The 23,054-nt window shown below is 60.3% G+C and carries 23 protein-coding genes; all 23 read right to left on the bottom strand.

The features are described 5' to 3' along the window. Nucleotides 1–58 precede the first annotated feature (58 nt). Complete coding sequence (gene fliJ, locus J2Y90_RS13580) at nucleotides 59–508, bottom strand: flagellar export protein FliJ (protein ID WP_065617406.1); 450 nt, start codon at nucleotides 506–508, stop codon at nucleotides 59–61. A 6-nt stretch (nucleotides 509–514) separates the two neighbouring features. After that, complete coding sequence (fliI, locus tag J2Y90_RS13575; protein WP_039761176.1) at nucleotides 515–1,873, bottom strand: flagellar protein export ATPase FliI; 1,359 nt, start codon at nucleotides 1,871–1,873, stop codon at nucleotides 515–517. Continuing rightward, nucleotides 1,863–2,669, bottom strand: coding sequence for a flagellar assembly protein FliH (fliH, locus tag J2Y90_RS13570; protein ID WP_253500393.1), 807 nt, complete (start codon nucleotides 2,667–2,669; stop codon nucleotides 1,863–1,865). Before fliH ends, fliI begins: the two co-directional genes overlap by 11 nt. A 4-nt stretch (nucleotides 2,670–2,673) precedes the next feature. Then, nucleotides 2,674–3,693 carry a flagellar motor switch protein FliG gene (gene fliG, locus J2Y90_RS13565; protein ID WP_039761172.1) on the bottom strand — a complete coding sequence of 340 codons (1,020 nt, stop codon included), beginning with the start codon at nucleotides 3,691–3,693 and terminating at the stop codon, nucleotides 2,674–2,676. Continuing rightward, nucleotides 3,686–5,473: a flagellar basal-body MS-ring/collar protein FliF gene (gene fliF / locus J2Y90_RS13560; protein ID WP_253500389.1), complete on the bottom strand. Its 1,788-nt coding sequence runs from the start codon at nucleotides 5,471–5,473 to the stop codon at nucleotides 3,686–3,688. The genes fliG and fliF overlap by 8 nt, the downstream gene beginning before the upstream one ends. A gap of 14 nt (nucleotides 5,474–5,487) precedes the next feature. Next, nucleotides 5,488–5,817, bottom strand: a complete 330-nt coding sequence (fliE, locus tag J2Y90_RS13555; RefSeq protein ID WP_016771081.1) for a flagellar hook-basal body complex protein FliE — start codon at nucleotides 5,815–5,817, stop codon at nucleotides 5,488–5,490. A gap of 128 nt (nucleotides 5,818–5,945) precedes the next feature. Next, nucleotides 5,946–7,328: a sigma-54-dependent transcriptional regulator gene (locus tag J2Y90_RS13550; protein WP_253505163.1), complete on the bottom strand. Its 1,383-nt coding sequence runs from the start codon at nucleotides 7,326–7,328 to the stop codon at nucleotides 5,946–5,948. A 5-nt stretch (nucleotides 7,329–7,333) separates the two neighbouring features. Next, nucleotides 7,334–8,545 carry a sensor histidine kinase gene (locus tag J2Y90_RS13545; RefSeq protein ID WP_253500386.1) on the bottom strand — a complete coding sequence of 404 codons (1,212 nt, stop codon included), beginning with the start codon at nucleotides 8,543–8,545 and terminating at the stop codon, nucleotides 7,334–7,336. 110 nt (nucleotides 8,546–8,655) lie between these two features. Next, nucleotides 8,656–10,131, bottom strand: coding sequence for a sigma-54 dependent transcriptional regulator (locus J2Y90_RS13540; RefSeq protein WP_041479014.1), 1,476 nt, complete (start codon nucleotides 10,129–10,131; stop codon nucleotides 8,656–8,658). Between the two features lie 172 nt (nucleotides 10,132–10,303). Continuing rightward, nucleotides 10,304–10,600, bottom strand: coding sequence for a hypothetical protein (locus tag J2Y90_RS13535; RefSeq protein ID WP_016771085.1), 297 nt, complete (start codon nucleotides 10,598–10,600; stop codon nucleotides 10,304–10,306). Between the two features lie 11 nt (nucleotides 10,601–10,611). After that, nucleotides 10,612–11,010: a flagellar export chaperone FliS gene (gene fliS, locus J2Y90_RS13530; RefSeq protein WP_024012101.1), complete on the bottom strand. Its 399-nt coding sequence runs from the start codon at nucleotides 11,008–11,010 to the stop codon at nucleotides 10,612–10,614. Between the two features lie 129 nt (nucleotides 11,011–11,139). Continuing rightward, nucleotides 11,140–12,588 (bottom strand): flagellar filament capping protein FliD, encoded by a 1,449-nt coding sequence (fliD, locus tag J2Y90_RS13525; RefSeq protein ID WP_253500383.1) that lies wholly within the window; start codon nucleotides 12,586–12,588, stop codon nucleotides 11,140–11,142. Nucleotides 12,589–12,670: 82 nt separating this feature from the next. Further along, nucleotides 12,671–13,027, bottom strand: coding sequence for a flagellar protein FlaG (locus tag J2Y90_RS13520; protein ID WP_253500381.1), 357 nt, complete (start codon nucleotides 13,025–13,027; stop codon nucleotides 12,671–12,673). Nucleotides 13,028–13,100: 73 nt separating this feature from the next. Next, nucleotides 13,101–13,952, bottom strand: coding sequence for a flagellin domain-containing protein (locus J2Y90_RS13515; RefSeq protein WP_073472782.1), 852 nt, complete (start codon nucleotides 13,950–13,952; stop codon nucleotides 13,101–13,103). A 242-nt stretch (nucleotides 13,953–14,194) separates the two neighbouring features. Beyond that, complete coding sequence (locus tag J2Y90_RS13510) at nucleotides 14,195–14,461, bottom strand: hypothetical protein (protein WP_253500378.1); 267 nt, start codon at nucleotides 14,459–14,461, stop codon at nucleotides 14,195–14,197. Continuing rightward, complete coding sequence (locus J2Y90_RS13505) at nucleotides 14,458–15,747, bottom strand: motility associated factor glycosyltransferase family protein (RefSeq protein WP_253500376.1); 1,290 nt, start codon at nucleotides 15,745–15,747, stop codon at nucleotides 14,458–14,460. The genes J2Y90_RS13510 and J2Y90_RS13505 overlap by 4 nt, the downstream gene beginning before the upstream one ends. Before the next feature lie 87 nt (nucleotides 15,748–15,834). Continuing rightward, nucleotides 15,835–16,761, bottom strand: a complete 927-nt coding sequence (locus J2Y90_RS13500; protein ID WP_042607522.1) for a ketoacyl-ACP synthase III — start codon at nucleotides 16,759–16,761, stop codon at nucleotides 15,835–15,837. Nucleotides 16,762–16,988: 227 nt separating this feature from the next. Beyond that, the gene (gene pseI, locus J2Y90_RS13495; protein ID WP_253500374.1) at nucleotides 16,989–18,041 is read right to left on the bottom strand and encodes a pseudaminic acid synthase; all 1,053 of its coding nucleotides are present in this window, start codon (nucleotides 18,039–18,041) and stop codon (nucleotides 16,989–16,991) included. Next, nucleotides 18,034–19,539 (bottom strand): UDP-2,4-diacetamido-2,4,6-trideoxy-beta-L-altropyranose hydrolase, encoded by a 1,506-nt coding sequence (pseG, locus tag J2Y90_RS13490; RefSeq protein WP_253500372.1) that lies wholly within the window; start codon nucleotides 19,537–19,539, stop codon nucleotides 18,034–18,036. Before pseG ends, pseI begins: the two co-directional genes overlap by 8 nt. Then, nucleotides 19,536–20,231, bottom strand: coding sequence for a pseudaminic acid cytidylyltransferase (gene pseF, locus J2Y90_RS13485; protein ID WP_253500369.1), 696 nt, complete (start codon nucleotides 20,229–20,231; stop codon nucleotides 19,536–19,538). The genes pseG and pseF overlap by 4 nt, the downstream gene beginning before the upstream one ends. Next, a complete protein-coding gene (locus J2Y90_RS13480) occupies nucleotides 20,228–20,848 on the bottom strand; it encodes a pseudaminic acid biosynthesis-associated methylase (RefSeq protein ID WP_253500367.1) in 621 nt (206 codons plus the stop codon). Before J2Y90_RS13480 ends, pseF begins: the two co-directional genes overlap by 4 nt. 27 nt (nucleotides 20,849–20,875) lie before the next feature. Further along, the gene (gene pseC / locus J2Y90_RS13475) at nucleotides 20,876–22,036 is read right to left on the bottom strand and encodes a UDP-4-amino-4,6-dideoxy-N-acetyl-beta-L-altrosamine transaminase (protein WP_253500366.1); all 1,161 of its coding nucleotides are present in this window, start codon (nucleotides 22,034–22,036) and stop codon (nucleotides 20,876–20,878) included. Then, on the bottom strand, nucleotides 22,033–23,034 hold the full coding sequence (gene pseB / locus J2Y90_RS13470) for a UDP-N-acetylglucosamine 4,6-dehydratase (inverting) (protein ID WP_253500365.1): 1,002 nt from the start codon (nucleotides 23,032–23,034) through the stop codon (nucleotides 22,033–22,035). Before pseB ends, pseC begins: the two co-directional genes overlap by 4 nt. Nucleotides 23,035–23,054 lie beyond the last annotated feature (20 nt).

Here is a 23,054-nt window from a genome sequence, read left to right as displayed (position 1 = left end):
CTACATTTGAAAATGCATTCCCCTGTAGGAGCTGCCAAAGGCTGCGATCTTTTGATCTTTAAAAGGCGTCACGCCGCGGCAAACGCTGCGACAGTTCATCCAGCAGCTTCTGCTCGCGTTTGTCCTCAAGGCGCTGCGCCTCATCACGATAACGCTGGACCAGTTTGCGCAAACCTTCGACGCGGGCAAACGCCTGTTGCCACTCTTCACGGGCCTTGTCGAGCTTGTTCTGGTGCCAGACCAGACTCTGCCGTTGCTGATCGACGGCAGTGTCGAGTTGCGCCAGAAAGCCCTGAAACCCCAGCAGCCACTGCCCGGTCACGCCGGTGCTGCCGCGCACGATCCATTGCTGCGAGTAATCCAGACGAAAGGCATTGAGGTCGGCCAGTTTGCTTTCCGCAACCTTGACCTGACCCTGGAAATAGCCCAGTCGTTGCACGGCGGCTTTTTCGGCCTTCTCGGCCATTTCCACCACCGGTGCCAGGCGCGCTGCTCGGCTGACGGCCATGGCCGGTTACCCGCCCGCCGCGGGGGCGAACAGGGTTTCCAGGTAGGCCTGGCTTTCACCCATGGTGATTTTGTCGTTGAGGCCCTGGCGCTGATACCTGACCAATTGCGGCTGCAGGGAAATCGCCAGATCGGTCTCGCGATCGCCACCGGCAACATAAGCGCCGACGCTGATCAGATCGCGACTCTGCTGATAGCGCGACCACAACTGCTTGAAGTACTGCGCACGCTGCATGTGATCCGGCGAAACCACCGCCGGCATGACCCGGCTGATCGAGGCCTCGATATCGATCGCCGGATAGTGCCCCTCCTCAGCCAGGCGTCGCGACAGCACGATGTGGCCGTCGAGCACGCCCCGCGCCGAGTCGGCAATCGGATCCTGCTGGTCATCGCCTTCGGACAGCACGGTGTAGAACGCCGTGATCGAACCGCCGCCCTTCTCCGCGTTACCGGCGCGCTCCACCAGTTTCGGCAGTTTGGCGAACACCGAGGGCGGATATCCTTTGGTCGCCGGCGGTTCGCCGATGGCCAGAGCGATTTCCCGCTGGGCCTGGGCGAAACGGGTCAGCGAATCCATCAGCAGCAGCACGTTCTTGCCCTTGTCGCGGAAATACTCGGCGATGCGCGTGCAATACATCGCCGCACGCATACGCATCAGCGGTGCGTCGTCCGCTGGCGAGGCGACTACCACCGAACGCTTGAGGCCTTCTTCACCGAGGATGTGCTCGATGAATTCCTTAACTTCGCGACCACGCTCACCAATCAGGCCGACGACGATGATGTCGGCCTCGGTGAAGCGGGTCATCATGCCCAGCAGCACCGATTTACCGACACCGGTACCGGCGAACAGACCCAGACGCTGGCCACGGCCGACGGTCAGCAAACCGTTGATGCAACGGATGCCGACGTCCAGCGGCACGCTGATCGGGTCACGGTTGAGCGGGTTGATCGTCGGGCCGTCCATCGGCACCCAGTCTTCGGCTTTCATGCCGCCCTTGCCGTCCAGCGCGCGTCCGGCGCCGTCGAGGACACGACCAAGCATGCTCATGCCCATTGGCAGACGACCGGTATCGGCCAGCGGCACGACGCGGGCGCCCGGGGCGATGCCGGCGACGCTGCCCACCGGCATGAGAAAGACTTTGCTGCCGGAAAAACCCATGACTTCCGCTTCCACCTGGGACGGGTGGTAGCTGTCGTCGTTGATCACCATGCAGCGGGTGCCCATGGCGGCGCGCAGGCCTTCGGCTTCGAGGGTCAGGCCGACCATGCGCAGCAGCCGACCTTCAAGGATCGGCGCGCCGGCGATCTCGGTGGCCTCGGCGTAGGTGCTCAGGCGCTTGGCGAAGCTGGTGCGTTCAAGGCGCATCGCTGGCGTCCGCGCGCGGCTCGTCAGAGTCGACAGCCGCTGGGGTGTCTTGAGGAATTTCCAGGCTCAGGTCAGGCGTTGCCGGGTGCAGCGCTTGTTCGTGCAACTGGTCGAACAGCTTGGCCATGACCTGGGTCACCCGCGATTCAACGCTGGCGTCGATGCGGCTGTGCTCGGTTTCAACCCGGCAGCCGCCCGGCAACAGCGACTCGTCTTCGACGATGCGCCAGCTTTCTTCGTGGCGCTCGCGCAGGGCTTTGACCTGGGCGAAATCCTGCGGATTGACGTACAGGCGCACGTTTTCCACGCCCAGCGGCAACAGCTTGAGGGCATCGCGCATGACGTGTTCGATCTGCGTCGAATCGATGGCCAGTTCGCGCTTGATCACCTGCTTGGTGATGTGCTGCACGAGGTCGACCAGTGACTTTTCAATCTGTGTGTCTTGCTCGGCGATCGGTTCGAACAGGTTGGCCATCAGCATTTCAAGGCTGGCGATTTTCGCCGCGAGCGCTGTTTCGGCTTCCTGACGCACCTTCAGCGTGGTGCTGTGAAAACCTTCTTTTTCACCAATGGCGAAGCCCTCGTTGTAAGCCTCCTGACGGATGCTTTCGAGTTCTTCCAGAGTCAGTGGCTGGACTTCTTCCAGCGGCACTTCTTCCATTTCCGGCGGTTCGGGTTCCGGCTCAGGCTCGGGTTCCGGTTTCGGCGGATCGAAGCTGGGCAGCGCCCAGGATTCGAAGCCGCGAACATCGCGGGCGCGGATCAGATCCGTCACAGACTCGTCAGGCTTATCCATGGGCTTAGATCATTTCCTCGCCGCCCTTGCCACCGAGCACGATCTCGCCGGCTTCGGCCATACGACGGGCGATGGTGAGGATTTCCTTCTGCGCGGTTTCGACATCGCTGACGCGCACCGGGCCTTTGGCCTCGAGGTCGTCGCGCAACAGTTCGGCAGCACGCTTGGACATGTTCTTGAAGATCTTTTCCTTGACGCCTTCGTCCGAGCCCTTGAGGGCCAGCACCAGCACATCGGAAGAGACTTCGCGCAACAGCGCCTGAATGCCGCGGTCGTCGACGTCGGCGAGGTTGTTGAAGACGAACATCAGGTCTTCGATCTGACCGGACAGGTCTTCGTCGACTTCGCGGATCGAGTCCATGAGCTGGCCTTCGATCGAACTGTCGAGGAAGTTCATGATGTCGGCCGCACGCTTGATGCCACCCAAGGTGGTGCGCGAGGCGTTCGAGTTGCCGGAGAACTGTTTCTCGAGAATCTGGTTGAGTTCTTTCAAGGCTGCCGGCTGCACGGTGTTCAACGACGAAACGCGCAGGATGATGTCCAGACGCACCTTGTGGTCGAAGTTGCCGAGCACTTCACCGGCCTGATCCGGGTCGAGGTACGCAACCACGATTGCCTGGATCTGCGGGTGTTCGTAACGGATGACGTCGGCGACGGCGCGCGGTTCCATCCATTTCAGGCTGTCGAGGCCGCTGGTGTTGCCACCGAGCAGGATGCGGTCGATCAGGCCGTTGGCCTTGTCTTCGCCCAGGGCCTGAGTGAGCATCTTGCGCACGTAGTCGTCGGAACCGACGCCGAGGCTGGTCTGATCGCCGACGATGTCGACGAACTCGCTCATCACCTGCTCGACCTGTTCGCGATGGACGTTGCCCATCTGCGCCATGGCCACGCCGACGCGCTGAACCTCTTTGGGGCCCATGTGGCGCAGCACTTGCGCAGCATCGGTCGAACCCAGGGACAGCAGCAGAATCGCGGCTTTGTCGACCTTGGTCAGTTTGACGGCGGCGGCTCGGTTATCACTCATCTGCGTTAATCCACTCTTTTACGACCTGAGCCACGCGACCCGGGTCTTCAGCTACCAGACTCTTGATTGCATTCAGCTGCGCGTCATAACCCTCGCTCGGGCTCGGCAACAGAATGCTCTGCGGACCACCGAGGCTCACGCGGTCGTTGGCCAGGTCGCCGTCCAGGCCGCCCATGCCACCGAGTTCCACGTCGCTGCCCAGACCGGCCAGCTCCTTGCCTTTGCCACCGCCGGTGATGTTGTTGAGCACCGGACGCAGCACACCAAACACCAGCACGAGGATGAACAGCACACCCAGCACTTGTTTGACGATGTCCCAGAACCATGGCTGGGAGTAGAACGGAATATCGGCAATCACTTCACCGCGCTCGGCGGAGAACGGCATGTTGATCACGCTGACGCTGTCACCACGGCTGGCGTCGAAACCGACGGCGTCCTGCACCAGACGGGTGAAGCGCGCCAATTCGTCGGCGCTCCACGGCGCGCGGCTGGTTTCACCGTTGGCCGGGTTGATCTTGACTTGATCATCGACCACCACCGACACCGACAGGCGATTGAGACGGCCCTGCTGCTGTTTGGTGTGGCTGATCGAACGGTCGAGCTCGAAGTTCTTCGTCGATTGTAGACGCTTGTCGGCCGGGTACGGCGCGAGCATCGGCTGGCCGGTGGCCGGGTCCATGATCTGCTGACCGTTGGCGTCAACCAGTGGCTGACCCGGCTGGATCATGCCGGCCGGTGCGGCGGTGCCACCGGTGGTCTGCGGCGCCGAGGCTGGCGACGGTGGCTGGTTGCTCAGGGCACCCGGCACACCTTGCGGGCCATTGCTGGCGGTGCGTTGTTCGTTGACCGACTGCTCACTGCGCAACGCCGGTTGGTCCGGGTTGAACTGCTCGGCTGTCGATTCGACGGCACTGAAATCGACGTCGGCGGAGACTTCAGCCTTGTAGCGATCATTGCCCAGTACCGGTTGCAGAATGTTGTGCACGCGCTGGGTGAGCATGCTTTCCATGCGACGGCTGTAATCGAACTGCTTGCCGGCCATGGTCATTTCCGAGTTCTCCGCCTGATCGGAGAGCAGATTGCCCTTCTGATCGACGACGGTGATCTGCGATTTGCTCAACTCGGGTACGGACGTCGCGACCAGGTTGATGATCGCTACCACTTGACCCGGCTCCAGCGAACGCCCGCTGTACAGCTCGACCAGTACCGAAGCGCTCGGCTTGCGCTCGTCACGGACGAACACCGAACTCTTCGGAATGGCCAGGTGCACGCGGGCACCCTTGACGTTGTTCAGGCTGGAGATGGTCCGCGCCAGTTCGCCTTCGAGGCCGCGACGATAACGGGTCGCTTCCATGAACTGGCTGGTGCCCAGACCCTGTTCTTTGTCGAGAATTTCGAAACCGATATTGCCGTCGCTGGGAGTGACACCAGCGGCGGCGAGTTTCATCCGCGCACGGGACAGGTCGTCGGCCTTGACCAGCAAGGCCCCGGAATTGGGTTCTACGTTGTAAGGGATGTCAGCGGCGGCCAGGGTTTCCATGACCTGCTTGGCGTCAAGGCCGGCAAGGCTGCCGTACAGTGGACGGTAATCCGGCTGCTGCGACCACAGCACCACGGCAAAGCCAATCGCCACGCTCGCAGCCAGACCGACCAACAGGCCGACCTGACGCAGCACGGTCATCTGGGAAAGGTTTTCCAGAAAGGACAGGCCGAACAGCGGCGGTTTGCCGTCGATCGGGGTGGCCTTGGCCGGAACGTTATCAGCGACTGCTTCTGCCATGACTTATTTCGCCCTTAAACCGGCATCTGCATGATGTCTTGGTATGCCTGGACCAGCTTGTTGCGCACCTGGGTCAGAGCCTGGAACGACACGCTGGCTTTTTGCGATGCGATCATCACGTCGGTCAGGTCGACACCGCTCTTGCCGATCTCGAAAGCGTTGGCCAGTTGAGTCGACGCCTGCTGGGTATCGCTGACTTTATTGATCGCCTGACCGAGCATGTCGGAAAAGCTGCTGCCGGCAATTTCAGGGACAGCGGCAGTCGATTTACGCGCAGACATGGCATCCACTTTCATGGCCTGCATGTCCATCATCAACCGATTAAATTCAATACCTTGGCTCATGGTCTACTCTCTTGGGCGGCCCGCAATTTTTTGACACTCACTCGGCGGGTACACAGGTATTAGCAACAAGGGTGCCAGCTCCTGGGCACCCTTCTGAGAAAAGCATCTGGAATGTTTTGCAGCATCCGTCAGGTGGCGAACAGATAGCCTTCGACGTCCATCCCGGCGTCGCGCATTTGCGCCAGTTTGTAGCGCAGGGTGCGGGGGCTGATGCCGAGCTTTTCGGCAGCTTCCTTGCGGCGGCCACGCTCGGCGCGCAGGGTGTCGATGATCATCTGAAACTCCCGGCGGCGCAGGTCGTCGCCCAGTGCTCCAGTGGAATCCGCCTCAATTTCTACCTCGCGGATCACCGGTGCCGACACCGGCAACGGCGCAAATGTCACCGCACCGGTCAGGCAGAAATCCTGCGGCTGGATCAAGCCGCCCTGCTGCAGAATCAGCGCGCGCTGAATGGCGTTGTCCAGCTCCCGCACGTTGCCCGGCCACGGGTACTCGGTCAGACAGGCTTGTGCTTCGGGGGACAGCTTCGCCGCAGCGTGCTTCATTTTATTGACGTGTTTGGCCAACAACTTTTGCGCCAGCGGCAGGATATCGGCAGTGCGCTCGCGAAGTGGACGCCAGGCCAAGGGGAAAACCGACAAGCGGTAAAACAGATCTTCACGAAAGCGCCCCGCCGCCACTTCACCGGCCAGATCGCGGTTCGTGGTCGCAACCACGCGGATATCCAGACTGATCGGCTTGCGTGCGCCCACGCGCTCGACTTCGCGCTCCTGCAGCACCCGCAGCAGTTTGGCTTGCAGACCCAGCGGCATTTCGGAAATTTCATCGAGCAGAATGGTGCCACCGTCCGCTTGCTCGAACTTGCCGGCCTGCGAGGCGATAGCGCCGGTGAACGAACCCTTCTCATGACCGAACAGCGTCGCTTCGAGCATGTTGTCGGGAATCGCCGCACAGTTGATTGCGATAAATGGCTGACTGGCCCGCCGCGATTGCTGGTGAATGTAGCGCGCCAATACTTCTTTACCGGTGCCGGACTCGCCGGAGATCAGGACAGTAGAATCACTGCGCGCGACCCGCGCGGCCAGTTCAAGAAGCTGCGCACTGGCCGGCTCGACCGCGACGGGGCCATCCGCTTCGCCAGCGTCAAGGCTGCCCAGCGCATGCCGGGCCACCAGATCAAGCAATGCCTTGGGCTCAAACGGTTTGACCAGGTAATCCGCCGCGCCTTGACGCATCGCATCGACCGCACGCTCGACCGCGCCGTGGGCGGTCATCAGCAGCACCGGCAATTGCGGTTGGCGCGCGCGCAGCAGGGCAAGCAATTGATGACCGTCCATGCCCGGCATGTTGACGTCGCTGACCACCAGACTGAAGGCTTGCTGCGCAACGGCCGTCAGCGCTTCTTCGGCGCTGCCGACGGCGTGATAATCGTGGCCGGCGAGCAACAGCGTATCGGCCAGCGCTTCGCGCAACGAACGGTCATCCTCGACCAGCAACACCCTGATGCCCATGACGATCATTCAACTCCCTGTGCAGCGGAAAACAGCGGCAGGCTGACCTGCACGCAGGTACCGCGCCCGACCCGCGAACGCAGGGTCAATTCTCCCTGATGGGCACGCGCCACCGCTTTGACCACGGTCAGGCCAAGACCGGTCCCGGTGACTTTGGTAGTAAAAAAAGGCTCGCCGAGGCGCGCCAAAACTGTCGGCTCAATGCCGCTGCCGCTGTCGCTGACACACACGCGCAGGGTGTTGCCTCTGGTGTAGCAATGCACTTTCAGCCGCGCTTCGCCGGCGCTGGCCTGGATGGCATTTTCAATCAGATTCAGCAATGCGCCGACCAGCGTATCGCGGTTGCACAGCAGCTCACCGACATGGCTGTCACACTGCCAGCGAATCGGCAGATCCTGCACGTGGGTCAGCGCCGCGGCCTGCAGCGATTGCATCAAGGCATCGGGGGTCAGGCGATCGGTCAGGGGCAATTCACCACGGGCGAACACCAGCATGTCGCGCACTTGATGTTCGAGTTCGTGCAGACGCTCTTTCAGGCGGCCGGCAAAACGCTGCTGGGTTTCCACCGGCAATTGCTGCTCAGTCAGATGACTGGCGTAAAGCAAAGCGGCGGACAGCGGCGTGCGAATCTGATGCGCCAGGGACGCAACCATGCGCCCCAGCGAAGACAACCGCTCGTGCCGTGCCAGTTGATCTTGCAGATGACGGGTTTCCGTCAAGTCATTGAGCAGCACCAACTGCCCCGGCTCGGCGTCCAGCGAGCGGGTGGAGATCGACAGGCGTCGACCGTTTTTAAGAGAGATTTCATGACCGTCGTCTTCACGCGGAGCGAAGCAGCGTGCGATCACATGGCGCCAGAGCTCGCCTTCGAGTGGCGAGCCAAGCAGGTCGATGGCGGCCGGGTTGGCTTCGCGCACCAGACCGTGGCTGTCGATAACGATCACGCCGCCGGGCAACAGGTCGAGGAGGTTTTGCAGACGATTGGCCAGGCGTTCTTTTTCCGCCAGCTCCTGCATGCGCTGGGCGCTGACTACCGCCAGCTCGCCCTTGAGCTCAGTGACCCGGGCTTCGAGCAGGCTGTAGGAGTCGGTCAACTGGCTCGACATCTGGTTGAACAGCTGAAAGGCCTGCTCAAGTCCCGGACGACTTGCCTGCTCTACGGACGAGGGTTGCCCCACGATATTGGAGGCAGAAGAGATCTGGGCGGCTTGGGGCATTGGGCTCTCTCGCTTGGCTGACCGTCAGTGAAACGGAACGTTGCGAGGGATATAGCAATACCCGTGCCTAAAAAAAACCGCTTATAAATTAAGCAGTTGAAAAACAGGCGTCAATCATCCGCCTGTTCGTCCCCTCCAGCCCGGCTCATACCGTACTTGCGCATCTTCTCGACCAGCGTGGTGCGACGAATACGCAGACGCTCAGCGGCACGGGCGACAATGCCATTGGCATCGTCCAGCGCCTGCTGAATCAGGCCCTGCTCCAGGCCACCGAGGTAGTCCTTGAGATCGAGACCTTCCGGCGGCAGGAGTGCGTTGGCGCTGAAATCCGGCGTATGGCCGTTGATCGCCACGCGCTCTTCCAGATCGCTGCGCAGACTGTCGACCATTTGCTCGTCTTCATCGTCAACGTAGCGGAATTTCTTCGGCAACTCGACCACGCCGATCACCCCATACGGGTGCATGATCGCCATGCGCTCGACGAGGTTGGCCAGCTCGCGGACGTTGCCCGGCCAGCCGTGACGGCACAGCGACATGATCGCCGCCGAGTTGAAGCGGATCGAACCGCGCTTCTCGTGCTCCATGCGCGAGATCAGTTCGTTCATCAACAGCGGGATATCTTCGACGCGCTCGCGCAGCGGCGCCATCTCGATCGGGAACACGTTCAGGCGATAGTAGAGGTCTTCGCGGAACGAGCCGATCTCGATCATGCTTTCGAGATTCTTGTGGGTCGCGGCAATGATGCGCACGTCGACGCTCTGGGTCTTGTTGCTGCCCACGCGCTCGAATGTACGTTCCTGCAGCACGCGCAGCAGCTTGACCTGCATCGGCAGGGGCATGTCGCCGATTTCGTCTAGGAACAGCGTGCCGCCGTTGGCTAGTTCAAAGCGTCCGGCACGGCTGGTGATCGCACCGGTGAAGGCGCCCTTCTCGTGGCCGAACAGCTCGCTTTCCAGCAGCTCTGCCGGAATCGCCCCGCAGTTGACCGGCACGAACGGCGCGTCGCGACGCTTGGAGTGGTAGTGCAGGTTGCGCGCGACCACTTCCTTGCCGGTGCCGGACTCGCCGAGGATCAGCACGCTGGCGTCGGTGTCGGCCACCTGCTGCATCATCTGACGCACGTGCTGAATCGCACGGCTGGTACCGACAAGGCTGCGGAAAAGGTTGGGTTCGCGATGACGGCCGCGTTCGCGGGCCTGGTCGTACATTTCGCGATAGACCTGGGCGCGGTGCAGCGAATCGAGCAATTTGCTGTAGCTGGGCGGCATTTCCAGGGTCGACAACACGCGGCGACGCTGGTCTTCAGGCAGGTCAACGGAAGAATTATCGCCCATTAACAAAACCGGAAGGAACTCATCCCAGGTTGCGAGTGTCTTTAGCAAGCCCAAAAGCGCGCCAGGAGCATTAACCGTCCCGATCAGTACGCAAATGACCTCACGACTAGACGACAAAGAGCCGACAGCCTGCTGCCAGTCATGGCTGCCGCAGGGTAAATTTTCTTCGCCAAGAAAATTCAAAATCACCGCCAGGTCGCGGCGGCGGACGCTATCGTCATCGATCAGCAGAATTTTGGTTTCACGCCACATGCAATAGCAACTTCCCTAGTCAACTCAATGCCCGAAAAATAAGGCAAGCGAGACGCTTGCAGGACACCATGTGCCTGTAGACGCCCTAAACCTGATAATAGCCACTAGTTAAGTCAAAAAACCGTGCACAGTCAAATTTATGGCGCACATCTCTGGTTCAACTGACGGTTAATCAACCAAACAGATGGTAAACCTTTGCAGCCTTTTGCGCTTGGGTGATCTGCGACATCTCGTTGGCTATCGCCTGCCGCTCTCCCATCGCCACCTCAAGAAGCTCCTTGTAGACGAATAGCAGCTCCTCGAGGTTGTCGCGCAACGCTACTTCGTCCAGCGAAGCTTCCGCCATGACGTCTTCCATGCAGGAACGGCAAGCCAGATCCAGCTCGCCAATGGCTTCCCAGTTTCGCTCGGCCAATGCACCGACCAACGCTTCGCGGGTATCGGCAATTCGCTGCAATACAAGACTCATGGTGCTCTCCTTCAGAATTGCGGAGCCGGCACGGGCGCGATGGCGTCCCAGCCTTCTTTGACCGTTGTCAGCAAGCCGGCCACCTCATCGAGGACACGTGGATCGCTGCTGATATTCGCCTCGGCAAGGCGCTTCATCATGTAGATGTACAGGCCATCCAGATCGGCCAGCGCTTCTGCATTGTTTTCAAGATCGAGACCTTCGCGCAAGCCACTGACGATGCCGATGGCTTTGCTGATCGCCGTGCATTTGGCGGGGATGTCCTTGCGCTCGATGGCGCCCTTGGCCTGAGCAATACGGGCCAGGCCACCTTCCATCAACATTTGCACCAGGCGGTGCGGGCTCGCTTCGGACGTCTGCGCATGGGCGCCGACTTTCTGGTACTGCCGAAGGGCTAACATCGGGTTCATGTTCTACCTCATTGCCACGTTGACTCGTATAACCAGTGTATCGCCAACCGGTTGGAAAACTTTAGATCAAAAGACAAAAACCCGGCGCACGCCGATAAAGCGTAGCCGGGTTTTTGTCGTTCCTGACTGTTACTTCGCCGACTGCTGAGCGTTCAGCGAGCTGAAGAACGAGGTGATGTTGCTCGCCGTTGCCTTCATCTGGCCGACCAGCAAGTCCATGGCGTTGTACTTGGCGGTCAATGTCGTCGTCAGGTTGGCAACGCGCAGATCCAGCGCCGCCTGCTGCTTTTGCAGGCTCGAAGTCAGATTCGTCAGGTTGGAGCTGCGCTGATCGAGCAGTCCACCGGTCTTGACGTACGGATCAACCGCCGCAGTCATACGCGCCAACAGACCATTCTTGGCATCAGTGCCGCTGAACAGTTGTTGAACCTGACCAGCCATGCCGGGAGTTTCCATACGCTTGTTGAACACTGCAGTGTCGAGCGTCAGCAAACCGGTTTTGCTATCGGTCAATACGCCCATCTGCGACAGCACGGACAATTGCCCCGCTCCGCCCGCCCCTGGATCGGTCAATTGAGCGCGCACATCGGCCATCAACGAACGCGGCAGAGCATCACCGGTGAAGGCTGCGGAAACGGTCAGATTGCCATCGGCATCCGGCGTTGCCTTGGACAAGGTGTCGATGGTTTTCTTCAGGGTGTTATAGGAATCGATGAACGATTGCAGCGATGTCTGGATGCCGGCGGTATTGGTCGCAACCGAAACGGTCGCTGGCGTTGCGACGCCATTGACCAATGGACTGGCAGCAGTCAGGTTAAGCGTCATGCCGCTGATCGCACCGGTCACGGTATTGGTCTTGCTGGTAACGGCCAGGCCGTCGATGGTCAGGCTAGCGTCCTTGGCCACATCACCGACCGCACCGGATGCCCCTGCCGCAGGACTGTCACCCATCTTCTGGGTGCCATCGATCTCGAGACCGGCGATACCGCTGACCTGCAGGTCCATGCCGGCGCCCGTCTTGTTGGAGCTCAGTACCAGACGCGAGGCGCCGGTACTGTCAGTCACGATGTTCGCGGAAATGCCATTGCTGGACTGCGCGGTGTTGATCGCATCGCGCGTGGACTGCAAGGTAGCATTGGCCGGAATCGCGACATTGTAATCAATGCCATTCTGACTGATTTTCAGAGTACCACTCGGAATGGCACTGGCGGCCCCGCCGGCAAAGGCGGCACTGGCAACTTTCGAGCCGGTGGCCAGGTTTTTCACGACGACGCTGTAAGTACCCGGTACGGCGGTTTTATCCGAGGTAGCACCGACAACCGATGGCGTGTCAGACGTTGCGGTAAAACCGGCAAACGCCGGACTCGAAGCTTTGTTCAGATCGCCCATCGCTTTCTGATATGCAGCCAGTGCACTTTTCAGCGAACCGACACCGGAGATCTTCAGGCTGTTGGTTTTGGTCGCAGTATCGATCTGCGTCTGCTTGGCAGACTTGTCGGCGTTGACCAGCGCGGTCACGATCGCGCCGATGTCCAGGCCGGAACCCAGTCCGGAACCCGGTAGAATTGGACTTGCCATGTGCATCTCCCTTCAGATTGTTGCCATTCTTTTGACCGTTACACGCGTCCTGAGAACGAACAAACACTATTCATGCCATTTATCAGACTTTGGCGTCGAACAATACATGACTTGCATTGGCGAGGCTGTCCGCCAGTTTGAGGGCTTCGGCGGAAGGAATCTGTCGAACGACTTCACCCGTCTCGCTCGCGATCACCTTGACGATGACCTTGCCGGAATGCTCGTCGATCGAGAACTCCAGATTACGCTTGATCGACTGGACGAACTTTTCGATCTCTTGCACCGCCAGTTTCAACTTGGCGCTGTCTGAATCCTGATCCTTGGCAGCGACCGGCGCTTCAGTCTTTTGGACTTTCGGCAGCTCTGACGGTTTGTCAGCAACCGGTGTCACTGGCTTGGGAGCCGGATAAGACACGTTAAGCTTTACGCTCATGTCCATGCCCATCACCTCTTAACGTAAAAAAGCGAGAGAGCACGACAAGCGCACTCCCCCGCTTAAACTCATTCCGAAATTACTGAAGCAGCTTCAGTACAGCGGAAGGCAGTTGGTTGGCTTGAGCCAGTACGGAGGTCGAAGCTTGCTGCAGAGTCTGCTGCTTGGTCAGGTTAGCAGTTTCAGCGGCGAAGTCGGTGTCCTGTACACGACCCTGAGCAGCGGTAGTGTTTTCAGTGATGTTCTGCAGGTTCTGGATGGTGCTGGTCAAACGGTTTTGCGAAGCACCCAGGCTGGCGCGGGTTGCACCGATGTTAGCGATAGCTGCGTCGATTGCAGTGATCGCGCTGTCGATGGCGACGGCAGCGTCAGAAGGGCTGGCGCCAGTCAGTACAACAGTGCCGCTGCCAACCGACAGGCTGACGGCGTCGAACTTGGAGCTCAGTACCAGGTCGATGTGGTTAGCCGAACCGGTGTTTGCGCCAACTTGCAGGGTCACAGTACCAGCCGAACCGTCCAGCAGGTTTTTGCCGTTCAGGTTGGTCGAAGCCGAGATACGGGTGATCTCGTCGGACATCTGAGCGAATTCAGCGTTGGTAGCGGTCTGGTCAGCAGTGCCGTTGGTACCGTTACGGGCTTTAACAGCCAGTTCACGCATACGCTGCAGGATGTCGGTAGTAGCTTGCAGAGCGCCTTCAGCGGTCTGGGCAACGGAGATACCGTCGTTGGCGTTCTGGATGGCCTGGGTGTTACCGCGGATCTGCGAAGACATACGGTTGGAGATCTGCAGGCCAGCTGCGTCGTCTTTGGCGCTGTTGATTTTCAGGCCGGAAGACAGGCGCTGCATCGAAGTGGACAGAGCGTCGGAAGCGCGGTTCAGGTTTTTCTGAACGTTCAACGATGTGGTGTTGGTGTTTACTGTTAAAGCCATGACGAATTCCTCGTTGGTTGGGTACTGCGGCTTCCGGCCCTGGCAACCGCCGGGTATGGCCTAGAGAACCTTCGTAATAGTTATCGTCGGGTTTGCAGGTTGCTTGAGGGCTTTTTGAAAAAATTTTGCCATCACCACGCCACCCCCGAGAAAACAAAGACTTAGCAGCACATTCAGCGCGGAAAAATGACGTCATAAAACCGCCTGTAACGCAGAGCCGCGGGCCAGCGCCATTGAGCGCTTCAGCGCCGGGCATCTTCGAGCAATTCAACCAGCTCGTATTCCATATAGTCAGCCAGGCCCAACCAGTCCTGGCGTTCCTGGCAATCGAGCATCTGCGTGAGCACCTGTGCCCACGCTTGCTGGATTTCCAATGAGGCAGACGCCAGACTTTGCTGGGCCTGTTCGAACACATCGACCATCGTCAGCGCCGCCTCGACGTCACGCCCCAGACGAAACAAAGCTGCGCACTGACGACACTGATCCAGACTCTGACTCAGCGTACTCATTGCACGAACTCCTGATTGAAAGCGGTTCCGGCGATCAGCGCACCGGCGCGGCTGCTGTTGAGAAACTCGACCTGTGGGTTGGCGGCGATGTAACGCTCCAGTACGCACAGATAACCGCGAAAATTCAGCTGGGTGCTGACGCGCTGACCGTGACCATCGCGCACCCAGTGCCGCGCCTGGGCCACCGGCGGGCCCAGATCGCCATCGCCCCAACCGGCGTGGGTCTTGTTCATCGGGAAGGCGAAGTCAGCGCCAAACAGTGTGATTCGACTCGTGCCCATTTTTACCGCGAGATCCACCGCCGGATGAATCACGCTGCCGCCGACGTGCAGCTCACCGCGCGGATACTGTTCTTTCAACTCGGCGTACATCGGGCTCGCCGAATAACCGCCATAGCGCCTACCCTTCCATGCCTTCAATACCTGCGGGTCGCTCATCGGCAGGTACACCAGCGTAATGCCGTCGGAGGCCTCGAAGGGCAGATGCCGGAAACCGATGCGCTGATCGATGCTCACCACGACGTCAGGCACGATGCCGTGCTCGCGCAATGGCCGGTAGGCCGTATCAACACAGATGAACAGCGGTCGTTGTGCGCACTGACGGATCGCTGCCAGACGTTCGAAATGCTGCTCCAGCGTCGGCCCCGTGGCGATCACGTAAACGTCCCGACCGGTGCAAGTGCCGAACAGCTGCGCCACATCAGCATCGCCGAGCAACACTGGCAGACACTCCTGCAAGCGCTGTTGAATCTCCGGCGACTGCGGATCGAAATCGCGGTTGTTGAACGTCAGATGGACTTCATTGATCAGGCGGTCGCGGATCTTCGCATTGAAGTCGTCGGCCAGCAGCATCTCGGCCGGCAAGGCAAAGAATGGCGTGAAGAAGTCCGGGTGATCACCGGCGTAAAACAGTTCGACCCGGGGATCCTGCAGCCACTGGCGCTGATCGAGCAGTTGCAGTACCAGCGCGAACAGCGCGCTATTGAGGATGTGCACGTAGAGGCGCTCGAGCCCTGCACGCTCGAGCAGCACGCCGGGCAAGTCGCCGAGGCCGGTGCCATAAACATGGAGTTGCGGTTTTTCCGGCAGGCTTGCCGCCTGAATCTGCGCCTCATGCAGCCGGTTATGGCGACTGGTGAGCTGAATGCCGTCAACGCTCAACGTCGAACCCAGCCCCTGCACGAGTTCAGCCTGCACAGCTGCGCTGTCTTCAGCCATCAGACGCTCGAACAGCGCCGGCCAGCGCAATTGCAGCACCTCGGCATTGGCCTGGAAAAACTCGCTCATGGCGCCTCGCGCTCCTTCTCGGGCAAAAAAATAGCGTCCAAGGTTAACCTTGAACGCTATTTTTGTATCAGTGCTTTTTCCTAGAACCTACGGACGATAGATGATCGCCGAGCCCCACGACAGGCCGACGCCAAAGCCGCTTAGCGCGACACGCTGCCAGTCGGAATCGAGCACATGTTTTTCCAGCAACAGCGGAATGCTCGACGACACGGTGTTGCCGGTCTCGACCATGTCCTTGATGAATTTCTCCGGCTCGCCTTCGAAGCGTCGCGCCACGGCGTCGACAATCGCCGCACTGCCCTGGTGAATGCAGAATGCGTCGATGTCATCGGCTTTCAGCCCCGAATCGTCAAGCAGTTCATGCAAGTGCGCCGGGACTTTCAGCAGGGCGAAATTGAAGACCTGACGACCGTTCATGAAGAACACGCCGTTGCTGACTTTCAGGTGCGGAGCGCCGGAACCGTCGGTGCCGAACTTGGCCTTGCCCAGCGCCCAGGTCGGGTTTTCGCCCATCCACGTGGCGGTGGCGGCATCGCCGAAAAGCATGGTGGTGTTGCGGTCTTCCGGGTCAACGATTTTCGAATACGGGTCAGCGGTGATCAGCAGACCGTTCTTCAGGCCGGCGGCTTCCATGAAGCCCTTGATCGCGTAGATGCCGTAGACGTAACCGGAGCAGCCCAAAGAAATGTCGAACGCTGCAACATTGGTCGGCAGGCCGAGTTTGTCCTGGACGATGGCAGCAGTGTGCGGCAGGCCCTCTTCGTCACCGTTCTGGGTGACGACAATCAAGGCATCGATCGATTCACGTTTCAGTTCAGGGTTGCTGGCAAACAGCGCATTGGCCGCTTCCACGCACAGATCGGAGGTTTCCTGCTCAGCGTCTTTGCGCGGCAGGAATGCCGAACCGATCTTGCCAAGGATGAATTCTTCATCCTTCTCGAATTTTGCACCTTGTGCGTAATTGTCCACGCCGGCTACAGGAACGTAGCTCGCAATGCTTTTTATGCCAATCATTACGGCTTCCCAATAAAAAACAGCCCAAAACCACCGCTCGCAAGGATTCGAGGGGCGCCGACAAACAGAAAACGGCCGCCACGACGGGCAGCCACGGGAAGCGCAAAGGGCTATCACTGGAACCGCAAAACGGGCCAGGCGCCATCTCCCCGGTCAATACAATACAGTGAAGATGCGCGTTATGACTCGCAGGTCACGCTATTTTGCCGAATCGATGGCAGATTGGCTTATTCGATCAGCGACCAATCCAGTGGCGTACCACGCTTGATCGCGGTGCGCGCGCGGCGTCCGAGAACGGCATCGGTGTGCTTGGGCGGCAGACCGAGACCGGGACGAATGGCGCGCAGATTGTCCCCGGTAAAGGCTTCACCGGCAGCCATGTCTGCGGTGACGTACAGCGAACGGCGATAGACCAGCGACTTGCGCTCCGCCTCGGTCACGCCGTAATGCACCTGCCCCATGGCTTGCCAGGCACGTTCGGTTTCGACGACCAGACTGGCCAGTTCCGCCAGTTCCAGGGAAAAGCTCGCGTCGACGCCACCGGCCGAACGATCGAGGGTGAAGTGCTTTTCCACCACCGTCGCGCCCAGCGCCACCGCCGCCACCGATACGCCAACGCCCATCGAGTGGTCCGACAGCCCGACCTCGCAGCCAAACAACTCACGCAGATGCGGGATCGTGCGCACGTTGCTGTTGAGTGGTGTTGCCGGATAAGTGCTGGTGCACTTGAGCAGGACCAGATCCTTGCAGCCGGCCTCGCGTGCGGCGCGCACGGTTTCATCCAGTTCGGCGATGCTGGCCATGCCGGTGGAGATGATGAGCGGTTTACCGGTGGCGGCGACCCGGCGGATCAACGGCAGATCGGTGTTTTCAAAACTGGCGATCTTGTACGCCGGCACCTCGAGGCTTTCGAGAAAATCCACCGCGCTGTCGTCGAACGGCGTCGAGAACGCGAGCATCCCCAACTCCTTGGCTCGAGCAAAAATCGGCGCGTGCCATTCCCACGGCGTGTGGGCTTTTTCGTAGAGATCGTAGAGCGACGTGCCGGCCCACAGACTGCCCGGATCCTTGATGAAGAATTCACCTTCAGCCAAATCCAGGGTCATGGTTTCGGCGGTGTAGGTTTGCAGCTTCAAGGCATGCGCACCAGCCTTCGCAGCAGCCTCGACGATTTGCAGGGCGACGTCGAGGGACTGGTTATGGTTGCCACTCATCTCGGCAATGATGAACGGCGGCGCGTCGGCACCGATGCTGTGGTGGCCAATCTTGAAACTAGGCATGCGAGTGATCCTTCAAAACACGGCTGAACGCGCAGATTTCCTGGATGAACCCGGCGTCGCGGAAGACTTTCAATGAAGACTGATTGGCGGGCATGACCCGGGCATTGATGCGCGTCAATTGCGGCCAGTGCGCAGCGACAAACGCCTCGCCCCGGCTGAGCACCGCCCTGCCCCAACCGAGGCCGAAACGCCCTTCCAGCAGATAGATCGACACTTCCGCTTCGAATCCGCGCAAGTCGTAGCGCAGCACCCCGACCGGGCCGTCATCCGCCTCGGCGATCAACAGCAGCCGCTGCGGATTGCGCAAACTTGCCATCAACCAGTTCAGATGCTGCGCCCAATCGATCACGCCGGATTCCAGCGACCAGTGCCGCACCGGCTCGGCATTGCGCCCATCGAACAGCAACTGCGCATCGTCCAGCGTCGCCGGGCGCAGTTTCAGTACCGCGCCGGCCAGCGCCGCCGCCACGCGTTCGGCCCCGCGTCCGTCGACCAGTTGCCGCGAGCGCTCGGCGAGGCTCTGGCGCAGAAAGTGATTGTCCATCACAAAACCTACCGCATCGCGCAGTTGCTCGACGCTGACCTGCTCGCGCGCACCCATGAACACATGCGCGCCGGCCGCCGCCATGACTTCACCGTTGGCCTGCTGATTGTTCGCCACAGCGATGCAGATGGTCGGCAAGCCGAGCGCCGCACGCTCCCAACTGGTGCCGCCGCCGGCGCCGATAAACAGATCGGCTTCAGTCATGCGTTGATGGAAATCGCTGACGAAACTGTGCAGGCGCCAGTTCGGCCGTGTCTCGGCCAAGGCCTGCATCTGCGCCCACGCCGGGTTGTCGGCGCCCGCGACGAAATCAACCTGCAACTCAGTGAAATCAGCCAGCGCCAACATCGCGTGATGAGTCTGCATCGCCGCGTCGAAACCGCCGAAATTCACCAGCACCCGCCGCGCCTTCGGTTTGATCTCGATGGCTTCGCAGTTGAATTCTTCACGGAGCATGGCGTAGCGCGGGCCGAGCAAGGTGCGACAGCCCGGCGGCAGCAGCGGCGCGTAGTTTGCACTTAAGCCGGACAGGTTCTGATTGAGCAGCAGATCGACGCTGTAGCGCCGCGTGGCCAGATCATCCACGGCGGCGATTCGATGCGCCCAGCGCCGGGCAGCGGTTTGCCAGTGATGATCGAGGCCGTAATGGTCGACGATGATCCAGTCGAACGGTGCCTGCCCGTCCAGCAGCAGGCCCAGTGCATCAATGTCGAACTGCCACGGCAACATCGATTCGATGGCCTGCAGCGGGTCTTCATCACGATAGCGCTCGGGCAGCGCGAAGGTCTCGAAGCCTTCGGCATTCAAGGCTTCGAGTCGATGCCCCGGCAACCGCCGACAGGCAAACGCGACATGACTGCCCTGCCGGCGCAGCACCCGCGCCAGCGTCAGGCAGCGGGCGATATGGCCGCTGCCGATGGTCGGCGAAGCGTCGGCCCGGATCAGCACTCTCATTGCAGTTCTCCGCCGGCCTTGAGCGCGGCGTAAAGGTATTCGGCGCGTTGCCAGTCTTCGGGGGTGTCGATGTCCTGGACCAGATATCGCGGCAGAATCACCGGCAGGCTGGCTGGGGAATACAGCACATCACCGCGCATCCACGCCTCGCTGCGCCCCCAATAAAACTGCCCGGCGTCCTGAAACGCCTCGGGCAAGTCCTGCGAACGAGTATTGCGAAACTCGGGATACAACGCCGTCAAGGCGCCGTCCCCATCGACTGTGAGTGCACGCTGTACCGGAAACGCGAAATCGCAAACCGAGAACGCAAATGATCGATGCGGATGCCGCTCCAGCAACTCCAAACCCTGACGCAGATAACGCGCCTGCAACAGCGGCGCAGTGGCGTAAATGCAGCAAGCGAAATCGAAGGACGGCAAATGCTGCAGTGCGTGCACGATGACCGCCGCAGTGCCGGTGTAATCATCGGCCAGATCGGCCGGGCGCATGAACGGTACCTGCGCACCGTGCGCCCTCGCGATGTCGGCAATCTCGGCATCGTCGGTGCTGACCACGACCTGCTCGAACAAACCTGAATCCAGCGCTGTGCGGATCGAGCGGACAATCATCGGCACGCCCGCGAACGGCAAGAGATTCTTGCGCGGAATTCGCTTGCTGCCGCCACGGGCAGGGATGATTGCGACGTTGCTCAAGAGCGTTTTTCCAACAGGAACCAGGTGATGTCATCGGCCGGAAACTGCCGATCACGGTGATAGACGAAGCCATAGTCGAGCAGTTGCAAATCGGCATAGCGATCAAGCATTTCCCCGGCAAAATCGCGCTTGAACAGCTTGCCGTTGTTACCGCGGTAAGCGATTTCCATCGGTGCCGGATTGTAGTACTCGGCGATCAGGATGTAGCGCTGGCTCAGCTCGTACATCTGCGCATAAGCGCGCGGTAACAGCTCGGGAGCCAGATGGATCAGCACGCCTTTGCTCAGTGTCAGATCGTAGCGGCGCTCGGCAGGAAAATCGAACAACGAGCCGTGCCAGATTTGCGCAATGTCCAGCGCCTGCGCCTGCGCGCACGCGCTTTCGTTGATCTCGACACCGAACAGTTCGCAACGCGGCAATAACTGACGCAATGCCTGCAAATTGTTGCCGGCGTTGGTACCCAGTTCCAGCAGACTGTCGACGCGACCCGCACGGCTCAGCGCCTTGGCGAAAAACCCTAGATTGCCCGCCACCAGCGCCTGGCCGACATTGCGCTCAACGTACTGATTGCCGAACTCACCCTGCCAGAATCTTTCCTGCTCGCTCAGATCGCGCATACACAGTCTCGTCTACCGCCGCAGCGGTCATTCTTCGGTCAGTCGGCGCAGTTGCTCGACTACATGATCCTGCTGCTCATCAGTCAGCAAGGGGAACAGCGGCAAGCTGATCGCCTCGGCGTAATAGCGCTCCGCCTCGGGGAAGTCGCCTTCGGCAAACCCCAGGTCACGATAGTACGGCTGCAAGTGCACGGGAATGTAGTGCAGATTGACGCCGATGCCGGCGCTGCGCAAACCTTCGAACACCTGGCGATGACTGAGGCTGCAGCGCTCGGTCTGCAAACGCACCACGTAAAGGTGCCACGCTGATTCGGCTTCTGGCTGCGCACTCGGCAAGGTCAGCGGCAGGTAGGCGAGCAACTGATCGTAACGCGCTGCGAGTTCGCGGCGCCGGGCGACAAATTCGTCGAGCTTGCGCAGCTGCGACAGACCCAGCGCCGCTTGCAGATCGGTGATCCGATAATTGAAACCGAGCTCGACTTGCTGGTAATACCACGGCCCGTGACTGGGCTCGGTCATCTGCTCTGCATCGCGGGTCATGCCATGGCTGCGCAGGCGTCGAAGACGTTCGGCCAGCGCCGGGCGATTGGTCAGGACCATGCCGCCTTCGGCGCTGGTAATGATTTTCACCGGGTGAAAACTGAACACCGTCATCGCCGCAAACTCACCACAACCGACCGGACGGCCGGCGTAGCTCGCGCCCACTGCGTGGGAGGCGTCTTCGATCACGGTGAAGTTGTAGCGCACCGCCAGATCGGCAATCTTGCGCAGGTCACAGCTCTGCCCGGAGAAGGCTACGGCGACGAGGACTTTCGGCACCGTGCCGTCGCGCTCGGCCCGTTCGAGCTTCGCTTCAAGCGCGAACGTATCAAGGTTCCAGGTCAGCGGATCGATGTCGACGAAATCAACGTCAGCGCCGCAATAACGCCCGCAATTGGCCGAGGCGAGAAAGGTGTTTGGCGAAGTCCACAAGCGATCGCCCGGCCCCAGGCCCGCCGCCAGACAGGCAATGTGCAGTGCCGCCGTGGCATTGCACACCGCCACGGCAAAATCCGCCTGACAGCGCTCGGCCATGGCCTGCTCGAAACGCTCGATGGTCGGCCCCTGGGTCAGCCAGTCCGATTGCAGAACCTCGACCACCGCGTCGATGTCCGCCTGATCAAGGCTCTGCCGACCGTAAGGAATCATACCGACAGCTTCGCGTGCAGATCGGCGATCTGCCCCACTGAAAGGAAATGCGGGTTGGTGTCCGAGCGATACTCGAAATCCTCGCCCACGGCACGGCCACGTTCACCGAGTTTATCCACGGCGAAATCGACGTCGACGCTGGTAAAACGAATCGACGGCTGAATCGTGTAATGGTCTTCAAACTCAAGGGTCATACGCGCATCGTCCAGCGGCACCATCAGTTCGTGCAGCTTCTCACCGGGACGAATGCCGACGTTCTTGTGCGGCAGATGCTCGGCCATGCCGCGCGCCAGATCGACGATGCGGATCGACGGGATCTTCGGCACGAACACTTCGCCGCCGTGCATGCGGGCGAAGCTGTCGAGGACGAACTGCACGCCATGATCCAGGGTGATCCAGAAGCGGGTCATGCGCTCGTCGGTGATCGGCAATTCTTGCGCGCCATCAGCGATCAGCTTGCTGAAAAACGGCACCACCGAGCCGCGCGAACCGGCGACATTGCCGTAGCGCACCACGGCGAATCGGGTCTGCTGCTCGCCGGCAATGTTGTTGGCGGCGACGAACAATTTGTCCGAGAGCAACTTGGTCGCACCGTACAGATTGATCGGGCTGGCCGCTTTGTCGGTGGACAGCGCGACGACTTTCTTCACACCGTTATCGATGGCGGCGGCGATGATGTTTTCCGCGCCGTTGACGTTGGTGCGGATGCATTCGGTCGGGTTGTACTCCGCCGCCGGGACCTGCTTCAACGCGGCGGCATGCACGACATAATCGATGCCGCGCATCGCCTGACGCAAACGGTCGGCGTCACGCACGTCACCGATGAAATAACGCATGCACGGCGCGTTGAAGGTCTGCTGCATTTCGTACTGTTTCAACTCATCGCGAGAGAACACAACGACGCGCTTGGGCTGGTATTGCTCCAGCAAGCGACGGATGAAATTGCGGCCGAACGAGCCGGTGCCGCCGGAGATGAAAATCGATTGTCCATTGAACATGTTGTAGTTCCTGTCGGCCT

The organism is Pseudomonas koreensis, from assembly GCF_024169245.1.
Lineage (GTDB): Bacteria > Pseudomonadota > Gammaproteobacteria > Pseudomonadales > Pseudomonadaceae > Aquipseudomonas > Aquipseudomonas koreensis_F.
The sequence above is the reverse complement of the archived record's forward strand: the minus strand, read 5'-3'. Positions and strand labels throughout refer to the sequence as shown.